Raw genomic sequence first — 1058 nt, 5'->3', positions numbered from 1 at the left:
GTAAGTCTGAAAAGTGACTTTGGCTAGCGATGCCGGAAATTATTTATACTAAATCTTTTCGGCGTGATCTGAAACGTGAAAGTAAAGGGCGATATGCTGATACATTAGAGACAGATTTGCTGGTGGTGATCAAAGCATTAGCGGAAAACGAACCCTTAAAAATGCAGTGGAGAGATCACGCACTAACAGGGCAATGGCGAAACTGTCGTGATTGCCATATTAAACCAGATCTCCTTTTGATCTATCGAAAGCCTGATGATGAAACTTTAGAACTTTTACGGCTTGGTTCACATTCTGAACTGCGTTTATGATAATTTTTCAAGTTTTTGAAAACTATTGTTTTAAATCTTTAATGTAGAAATAAATGCTTCATTCCTTAATTTTGCATCCGCCACTAAATCACTCCACTCTATTATTTCAACGGATCCTCGAAAATCACCTTGTAGAGGATTAGTTCTCCCTCGCCCATTAGCTGTTTTCTGCCATGTTGACGTTTGCGTTTTAAGTTCACCTTCTATATCAGCAATAATATAACAATAAAAAACACACTGCTCTGAAATATTTATTTTTTTATTATCAAATGTCTTTATACTTTTTCCTTTAAGTTCATTGAGGTATTTGTTTATTTGATTCATGGGGGAGTAACCCGCTTTATATTTTTTCTGACCTGGTCTTTTAAACTCCACCAACATTAACTTATCCAGATCTGCATCAAGACGACCTTCAAGTCCTAAAGCATATAATTGATCATAACATAATAAATCAGGACGACCTTTTTCTGTACTATTCTTTGCGATTTTTTTGATAGGCATATCCGAAGCGAAGTATCTTGTAAATGTTAATCGCTCATCAATAATCCATAAATCATGCGTTAAATTTTCTTGAGATTTAGGATCATCCCCCCTAACACGCATTGGACAAATAAGTTCATGCAACGTTTTCTCTAAATGCGGTACGTCTTGACCGTTAACATTTTTCTTAACCTCTATTACTAATTCTCCTAAAATATCAAGTATAACTTTACGACGTATAACATACTCTGCTAACTGTCTTGTTTC

The 1058-nt window shown here is 35.2% G+C and carries 1 protein-coding gene and 1 pseudogene; one reads left to right on the top strand and one right to left on the bottom strand.

The features are described 5' to 3' along the window. Positions 1–29 precede the first annotated feature (29 nt). On the top strand, positions 30–311 hold the full coding sequence (locus tag ACFINC_RS09805) for a type II toxin-antitoxin system YafQ family toxin (RefSeq protein ID WP_375617090.1): 282 nt from the start codon (positions 30–32) through the stop codon (positions 309–311). A 30-nt stretch (positions 312–341) separates the two neighbouring features. Here ACFINC_RS09805 and ACFINC_RS09800 read toward each other — a convergent pair. Continuing rightward, positions 342–1058, bottom strand: a pseudogene (locus ACFINC_RS09800) (ATP-binding protein); the annotation flags it as partial.

Origin of the sequence: Bartonella sp. AP58NXGY, from assembly GCF_042195785.1 — a bacterium.
GTDB lineage: Bacteria > Pseudomonadota > Alphaproteobacteria > Rhizobiales > Rhizobiaceae > Bartonella.
This window is presented reverse-complemented; position numbering and strand designations above follow the sequence as displayed.

Bases quoted from the DNA above. Each gene is read 5' to 3' on its own strand.
- ACFINC_RS09805 (WP_375617090.1), top strand. From the start codon at position 30: ATGCCGGAAATTATTTATACTAAATCTTTTCGGCGTGATCTGAAACGT.